Origin of the sequence: Aminiphilus sp. (genome assembly GCF_029975095.1) — a bacterium.
Lineage (GTDB): Bacteria > Synergistota > Synergistia > Synergistales > Aminiphilaceae > Aminiphilus.
This window is the reverse complement of record NZ_JARKPW010000089.1, coordinates 24,276-32,027: the sequence shown is the minus strand read 5'-3', so window position 1 is coordinate 32,027 and position 7,752 is coordinate 24,276. Positions and strand designations below refer to the sequence as shown.

General features: G+C 62.2%; 7 protein-coding genes and 1 riboswitch. All 7 genes read right to left on the bottom strand.

Annotation, left to right across the window (positions count from 1 at the left end; all coding sequences use genetic code 11):
• Window positions 1–926: MoxR family ATPase (locus Q1K49_RS05330; protein WP_300523643.1), on the bottom strand; the 926-nt coding region annotated here is incomplete at its 3' end.
• A 104-nt stretch (window positions 927–1,030) separates the two neighbouring features.
• Window positions 1,031–1,375: a hypothetical protein gene (locus Q1K49_RS05325; protein WP_300523641.1), complete on the bottom strand. Its 345-nt coding sequence runs from the start codon at window positions 1,373–1,375 to the stop codon at window positions 1,031–1,033.
• The gene (locus Q1K49_RS05320; RefSeq protein WP_300523639.1) at window positions 1,372–2,160 is read right to left on the bottom strand and encodes a DUF4129 domain-containing protein; all 789 of its coding nucleotides are present in this window, start codon (window positions 2,158–2,160) and stop codon (window positions 1,372–1,374) included. Before Q1K49_RS05320 ends, Q1K49_RS05325 begins: the two co-directional genes overlap by 4 nt.
• A gap of 252 nt (window positions 2,161–2,412) precedes the next feature.
• Window positions 2,413–2,473: riboswitch (Fluoride riboswitch) on the bottom strand.
• Between the two features lie 55 nt (window positions 2,474–2,528).
• Window positions 2,529–3,875, bottom strand: a complete 1,347-nt coding sequence (locus tag Q1K49_RS05315) for an MFS transporter (RefSeq protein ID WP_300523637.1) — start codon at window positions 3,873–3,875, stop codon at window positions 2,529–2,531.
• A 369-nt stretch (window positions 3,876–4,244) separates the two neighbouring features.
• Window positions 4,245–5,054: an ABC transporter ATP-binding protein gene (locus Q1K49_RS05310; protein ID WP_300523634.1), complete on the bottom strand. Its 810-nt coding sequence runs from the start codon at window positions 5,052–5,054 to the stop codon at window positions 4,245–4,247.
• Complete coding sequence (locus Q1K49_RS14860; RefSeq protein WP_366146040.1) at window positions 5,044–6,777, bottom strand: branched-chain amino acid ABC transporter ATP-binding protein/permease; 1,734 nt, start codon at window positions 6,775–6,777, stop codon at window positions 5,044–5,046. The genes Q1K49_RS05310 and Q1K49_RS14860 overlap by 11 nt, the downstream gene beginning before the upstream one ends.
• A 49-nt stretch (window positions 6,778–6,826) precedes the next feature.
• A complete protein-coding gene (locus tag Q1K49_RS05295) occupies window positions 6,827–7,699 on the bottom strand; it encodes a branched-chain amino acid ABC transporter permease (RefSeq protein WP_300523631.1) in 873 nt (290 codons plus the stop codon).
• Window positions 7,700–7,752 lie beyond the last annotated feature (53 nt).

The window sequence follows — 7,752 nt, the reverse complement described above, 5'->3', positions numbered from 1 at the left end:
AGTTCCTCGCCGGTGATCCGCTCCGCCCAGAGTTCGGGAACAGGGACGAGACGATGCGCGAGGGCCGGAGTCGCGACGGCTTTCACATCGTCGGGGAGGACGAACTCTCTTCCCTTGAGGAGCGCTCTCGCTCTGGACAGGCGGAAAAGCGCCAGTGTCCCCCTGGGGGAGGCGCCGAGACGGATACGACGGTCCTCCCGGGTCGCCCGAACGAGGCGAACCATGTAGTCCCTGAGGTCGTCGTCCACGTGAACCTGTTCCACCGCGTCCTGGACTCTCAGGAATTCCTCCCGGCTCATCACGGGGGAGGGCAGGGCGTTTTCCTCTTCACGGCGGGCATTGAGGAGAAGCAGGTCCGCCTCCGCCTCCGCCGAAGGATAGCCCATGCCGAGGCGGGCCATGAAGCGGTCGAGCTGTGCCTCCGGAAGAGGATACGTCCCTTCGAACTCGATGGGATTCTGCGTGGCGATGACGAGAAAGGGACGTTCCAGCACAAAGGTTTTGCCGTCCACGGAAATCTGTCGTTCCTGCATGGCCTCCAGGAGTGCCGCCTGTGTCTTCGGTGTTCCCCGGTTGATTTCATCGGCGAGGAGGAAAGAGGTGAAAAGGGGGCCCTTCCGGAAGGAGAAGGTGCCTTGTTTCGTGTCGAAGACGAGGCTTCCCGTGATGTCCGCGGGAAGGAGGTCCGGAACGAACTGGATGCGATGGAATTCCAGGCCGAGTACCGCCGCAAAGGTTTTGGCGGCTCTGGTCTTGGCTACTCCGGGAACATCCTCCAGCAAGAGATGGCCGTCCGCGGCGAGCGTCGCGAGAATGGCTTCCAGCATGGCCTCCTTGCCGATGATATGGCGTTGCACTGTTTCCAGTGCTTTTCGACAAAGCGCGGCGGCTTCGGTGATCTGCGTGAGGTGCACGTGCGTTGTCATGGCTGTGTCACTCCTTTTGTTGCGGAATCGAATGTTTCCGGTCGGGAAAGGAACATCGTGGAGCACGACCTTTCCTTGGAAGCGTAAGGTTTGGATCGATCCGTTCATGAACGGAAACGTTTTCTCCGTTCGCTCCGAAGAAGTCTCCGCAGTGTCACGATTTCGGAAGGAAGCGCTTTCTCTTTCGAGAAGCGGTTCCGAAGCAGTCCGGCGAGGCGGAAAAGGGAGAATCGACCCTTTTCGGGATCGGGTTCGCAGGAAGCGTTTACGGCGGCGCGGGAACCTCCCCAGGCGAGGCAGAAACAGCACAGCGCCACGAGATGAAGAACGGGGGAGGCGAAGTGTTCCGGCAGGCGGGGCAGTCCGAAAAACGTGAGGATTCCCAGCAGGGCGAGAACGAGCAACCGCACAGCCGAGAGAGGGTTTTTTCGGGGCATGCCGCTGTTCATGTCTTGTCCCTCCTCGTTGAGGGCGTCTCGGAGACGGTCAGGACCCGGACAAGATATTCCGCGCTGTCCACGGCGTCGTCGCGTTGTTCCGGCGTGAGAGCGCGAAGAGAGTAGCGGGCCACCTCGAACAGTTCCGTCAGTCTTGCCAGGGGCTCCCGGAGGGGGTGGAGCGGGAGTGGAAGCAGGGCGAGTCGCTCTTCCGGCGTGTGTGAGGCGGAGGGGGAATACCCCGTGTCGGCGAGGCAGTGCACGAAACGGAGGTAGGCGGCGATCACGGCCTCTCGGGGGGAAAGTCGTCGCAGGGTGATCCAGTCTGTTCCGTGGAGGAGCGCGTCGTTTCCAGCCCGGTGAGGGTGTATGGCTCCCTCGTCGAGCGCCACGAGAGGTGTGGGAGGTGCATTACGGAGAGCGGCGACGAGAAAGAGCAGGAACGCCCCTCCGAGCAGGACACTTCCAAGGGTGAATTCCGAGGCGAGCAGGTCTGCCCAGGGGGAGCCGTTTTCCGCCGTTTTCGTGCCGTCTCGAAGGGGTGGCGGGGGAGTTTCTCCGGTGCCGTTTCCGGGGGCCGCCGAGACAATGGACGTTCGTCCGGAAGGAAGGGCGAGAAAATGTTCTCCGAGAAACGGAATGATCCGGATTCCGATGAAGATGCTCGCGGCAAGAACGGCAAGGAGAATCAGGGCGTCCGCAAAGGAGAGCTTGTGTGGAGCACGGACGAGGACGAAGGATTCGTCGTTCTTGTCGCGTTTTTTCCGCTCCGTCAGGGTCAGGAGAAAACGTACCATGCCGAATGCTCCTGCGAGGAGAAGCAGTGCTCCTGTTCCTGCGAAACACGGAAGGAGGAGATTTTGCAGAGGTGTTCCCTTCGCGACAACGCCTCCGACACCCCCGAAATTCTTCCACAGGAACAGAAAGGACACGAGACAGACACACATTGTGATGGCTACGGAACGCCGTCGTCGCGGTACGTTCGGCACGAATCTCCCTCCCCGGCGGCTCGTGAAGAAAAGAAAAAAGCTCCCGTTTCCGGAGACAACCGGAAAACAGGAGCCATCAGCCACATCGGCGTATTGTGCGAGCCCCATCGCGAGATTCTCAACGTCACTCTGATAACTATACCATAAAGACGCACCTTCCAGAACGTGTTTTTCGGCTACGTTGTGGAGGCCGAAGCGGGCGCCGTTTCGGCCCCGGCGGAGGGGGCGCTCTCGAAGGCGTCTTCCGGGGGAAGCAGTCCCTTTGCCCGGTAGATGGGAGCGGCTTTGGCCCAGAGGCGAGGCAACCTGCGCCAGAAGGAGATGCCTGTGACGATGCAGACTGCGGATCCCGACGCGAGAGCGAGCGGCGCGCCGATGACGGAGGCGAGCCAGCCGAGGAGAAGACTTCCCGCAGGGCCTGTGCCCATGAGAGCCACGATGTAGATGCCCATGACGCGGTTGCGCTTGTCATCGTCCACGAGGGTCTGGATGAGGGTGTTGCAGGAGACGAGGGTCACCACCATGGTGAAGCCCACAAATGCCATGAGCGGCAGGGAGAGCGGCAGCCACCGGGAGAGGGCGAAGGCTCCGGTGGCGCACCCGAATCCCGTGAGGGTATAGGCCACAACCCTGCTGAGCCCGACGGGAGTCTTTCGGAGCGCGATCATAATGGAACCCGTCAATGCGCCGACCCCTGATGCGGTGAGGAGGAAACCCAGCGTTTTGGGACCGCCGTGGAGGATTTCCCGGGCGAAGACGGGAAGCAGGATCAGGTAGGGAAGGCCGAAGATGGAGAGGAGCGCCAGGGCGAGGAGAATGTCCCGGATGGGCTCGAAGGTGGTGACGTAGCGCCATCCCTCGCGGAAGTCCGCCATCTTGCTCTGGCGGACGCCGCCCTCTCCGTCGGGTTTTGCGATGGGCTTCCGGGTGAGGCGCATGAAGCCGATGGCGACCAGGGTCGCCAGGTAGGAGACGCCGTTCAGGAGAAAACAGATTCCTTCGCCCACGGCGGCGATAGTGATGCCTCCCATGGAGGGACCTAAAAGTCGTGCGAGGTTGAAGATGGAGGAGTTGAGGCCGATGGCGTTGCCCAGGTCCTGCTTGTGGTCCACCATGAAAATGACGAAGGACTGCCGGGCGGGGAGTTCGAAGGCGTTGATGAATCCCATGAAGCAGGAGAGCGCCACCACATGCCAGTACTGTACCACGTCCGTAAGGGTCAGCGCCGCAAGGGCGAGGGCCTGGCACATGGAGAGGAACTGACAGATGAAAACGGTCTTCCGGAGATCCCATTTTTCGAGCAGTACCCCCGTATAGAGGGAGAGGAGCATCGGCACCTGCCCCACGAAATCCACCGTTCCCAAGGTGATGGGAGAATCGGTGAGGCGGTAGACGAGCCAGCTCATGGCGATTCGCTGCATCCAGAATCCGATGAGGGAGACGCTCTGTCCCGTGACGAAGAGTCGATAGTTCCGGGAGCGGAGTGCCCGCAACAGGGATCCCGATGCGGGCGCCTGCGGCATGGACGGAGATGCTTTTCCCGTAGGGGAGATCTGTTCGGCAGCCATAATGCGAAAATTATACACGAATCGGCGGCATTGGTTCCCTCCAAGACACTCCGTCGAAACCATACCAAAGCACCGGTTCCATTCAAGCCTGTTTCCGTGAAGGCCGACGATCCTCCAAAGCAAAAACCCCGGTGGGCATGGAGTGCGGTTTTTCCGGAGCGTTGCCTCCGGATTGCCACGTCCGAGGTGCAACGACAGCTGTTTTCGGGTGCGGAAGAGTGCTCCGGGGTATTGCCTTTCTGGGCCGTCGCTCCGTCCCTGGCCGCTCCGGAAGGAATTCACCGGGACGAGGGTGGTTCTCGCTCCGCCCCGGTGGTTCGGACATCAAGCGGTTGCGTCCTGGGCGATTTCTCCCAGATAGGCGCAGCGCACCGCCGGGTCGTCGAGCAGCTCTCTTCCCGTTCCTCCCTTCACGAGTGCTCCGGCTTCAAGGACATGGGCCCGGTCGCTGATCTCCAGGGCCTGCACGGCGTTCTGTTCCACCATGAGCACGGTGATACCCGACTTGCGAAGTTCCACGATGGTCTCCATGAGCTGTTCCACGATGCGCGGTGCCAGTCCCAGGGAGGGCTCGTCGAAGAGGAGCATCCGCGGGGCGCTCAGGAGCGCCCGGGAAATGGCGAGCATCTGCTGCTCGCCCCCTGAAAGAGTTCCCGCGAGCTGCCCGAGACGTTGGCGCAGGACGGGAAAGAGAGTGAAGATCCGCTCGTAGTCCTTGTCCACATTCTTGTCTTTGCGGAGATAGGCACCCATGACGAGATTTTCCCGAACCGTGAGGGGGGCGAAAAGGCGACGCCTCTCCGGAACGAGGGCCAGGCCTTTTCGGACGACCTCGTGGGGGGATTTCGGGAGTGGCTCGCCGTCCCAGAGGACCCGGCCTCCCGATGAACGGACGACTCCCGTGAGCGCCCACATGATGGTGGATTTCCCCGCACCGTTCGCGCCGACGATGGACACGATCTCTCCCGAAGCCACCGCGAAGGAGACGCCCCGCACCGCGTGGATCTTTCCGTAGTGCACGTCGAGCGTGTCCACGGCGAGCAAGGGTTTCGATGCGCTTTCCGGAGTCGTTCCGGCGGACTCCGTCTCGGGTGCGGCGCTGTTCGGGACGGTGTGGTCCGACTCACGCGGCATGATCGCTCTTCCCCTTTCCAAGATAGGCTTCGAGAACACGTTCGTCCTTGCGGATCTCCTCGGGCGTTCCCTCGGCGAGGAGGGCGCCGAAATTGATGACGGCGATGCGTGAGCAGATGCGCATGATGAGGTCCATGTGGTGTTCGATCACGAGGACCGTCAGGGAGAAGCGCCGGTGGATCTCCTGAATGTGCGCGGAGAGCGCCCGGGTCTCCTCGGGATTCATTCCCGCCGCCGGTTCGTCCAGGAGGAGGAGGGAGGGACCCATCGCAAGAGCGCGGGCAATCTCAAGCTTGCGCTGGAGACCATAGGGCAGGGTTGCCGCCGGTGCGTCCGCGTAGGCGGCGAGTTCCATCTCGGTGAGCAGTTCCATGGCCCGGGCTTTCAGTTCCCGCTCGGCGCGTCCCACCGAGGGCAGATGCAGGATCGCCGAGGCCACACCGTAGGGAGCGCGCTGCCGAAGGGGGGTGAGCACGTTCTCCAAGCAGGATTGGCGGTTGAAGAGCCGGATGTTCTGGAACGTTCGGGCGATGCCCTCGTGGACGATGGCGTCCGGAGCGAGACCGAGGAGCGATCTCTCCCGGAAAAGAATGACTCCTTCATCGGGGCGGTAGACCCGGGTGATGAGGTTGAAGACGGTGGTCTTTCCCGCTCCGTTCGGCCCGATGATGCCGTAGACGGCTCCTTCGGGAACGGACAGAGAGAGCGCGTCCACGGCACGGATGCCGCCGAAGTTCTTGGTGAGGTGCTCCAAACGGAGCAGGGGCGGTTTCTCTCCCTCGCCGGAGGGGGAAGGCGTCGCCGCAGTCTTCGGGACTGCTTCGGTGGATTGCTCCCGAGGCGAGGACGGCGTGGTGGAAAACGGCGCCGAGGATTTGCCCGGGGCGAAGACTTTTCGCAGAACCGCCGGAAGCTCCGTGTAGCCCATCAATCCCTGGGGACGGTAGACCACGATGGTGACCAGCACGAGTCCGTAGGCGACGAGGCGCCAGATCTGGGCCACCCGGAGTGCCTCGGGGAGGGCGATGAAGATGAACGAGGCGAGCAGAGGACCGGAGATGCTCCCCATGCCTCCGGCGATGACCGTGGCGAGAAGCATGGTGGACTGCACGAGCGTGAACATGACGGGCTGGATGAACGAGAGATAATGCGCCAGAAGCCCTCCCGAGAGGCCGCAGAGGGCGGCGCTCACGAGCAGGGAGAGGAGGCGGGTTCGGAAGAGATTGACCCCAGCCATTTCCGCCGCCACGGGATCTTCTCGGATGGCGATGCAGGCGCTGCCCCATCGGGAGGTGAGAAAGTTCCGAACGCCCCAGATGGAGAGTGCCAGAGCGAGAAGCACCGCGGGAAGGGTCGTGTGGGGTTCGATGCCCGGAAGCCCTCTGGCGCCGTTGGTGATCTCGAGATTTTCGAGCAGGACCCGGAGTCCTTCTCCGAAGCCCAGAATGGCGATGGCGAAATAGTCGCTCCGCAGTTTCGCCTTGAGGGTGGGAATGCCGATGATGAGGCTCACGCAGGCGGCGACGATCATGCCCGCTCCGAGGGACGGTGCGAAAGGCGCGTCGTAGTAGTAGGTGAGGATGGCCGACGTGTAGGCGCCGATGCCCACGAACGCGGCGTGTCCCAGGGAGAAGAGTCCGGTGAATCCCGTGAAGACCGCTACGCCGAGGACGGCCACCATGTTGATGCACGCGAGGGTGACGATGGAGAGAATATAGTTCATGCTCTGGTCGCCTCCTTGGCGTGGAAACGGATGTGCTTCGTTCCTCGGGTCATACCTTTTCTCCTGTCTCGCGTCCCAGGAGACCGTTGGGCAAATAGAGCAACAGGGCGATGAGCAGGCCGAAGCTGAAGAGATCGCGATAGACGCTGGAAATATAGGTGGAGACGAGGGTCTCCACGATGCCGAGGATGAGCCCGCCGATGAGTGCCCCCGGAAGGCTTCCCAGCCCTCCGATGACGGCGGCGATGTAGGCTTTGTTGGTGATCCATCCCATGGTGGGATAGACCAGGTACTTGATGCCGAGGAAGATGCCCGCCACACCGGCGAACGCTCCGGCGAGGAAGAAGACCACGGCGATGAGGCGGTCCAGGTTCACTCCCATGAGGGAGCACATGGTCATGTCCGCCACGCCTGCGCGGATGGCGATTCCTGTCTTGGTGCGGGTGAGGAAGAGATGCAGTCCTCCGATGGCGCCGATGGAAAAAATGAAGGCGAAGAGATCCAGGAGGCTCACGGTACTTCCCGCGAGTGTCACCACCGACGTGGCGAAGAACTCCGGGTAGGCGTAGAAACGGGATCCGATGGTGGCGTACACGAGATTTTCCAGCAGGACGGCGCATCCCATGGCGCTGATCATGAGGTAGAGGGAGGGGGCCTTGCGTCGTCGGAGCAGGGAGTAGGCGAGACGCTCGTTGAGAACCGCGAGGACGCCCGCGCCGATCATGGCGACGGCTACTGCGGGAAGAAGGCTCGGCGCGAGAAAACGGACCACCCCGAGTCCGATGTAGGCGCCGAGCATGATCACTGCGCCATGGGCGAAATTGCTGAAGTTGAGCACGCTGAAGACGAGAGAATAGCCGACGGCCATGAGGGCGTAGATCCCGCCGATGGACAGTCCCGTGATGAGCGTCTGCAGGAGCATGATCGACTCCTTTCCCTGGTTCGTTCCTCTCGCTGCGGGGATCGTTTCCCGGA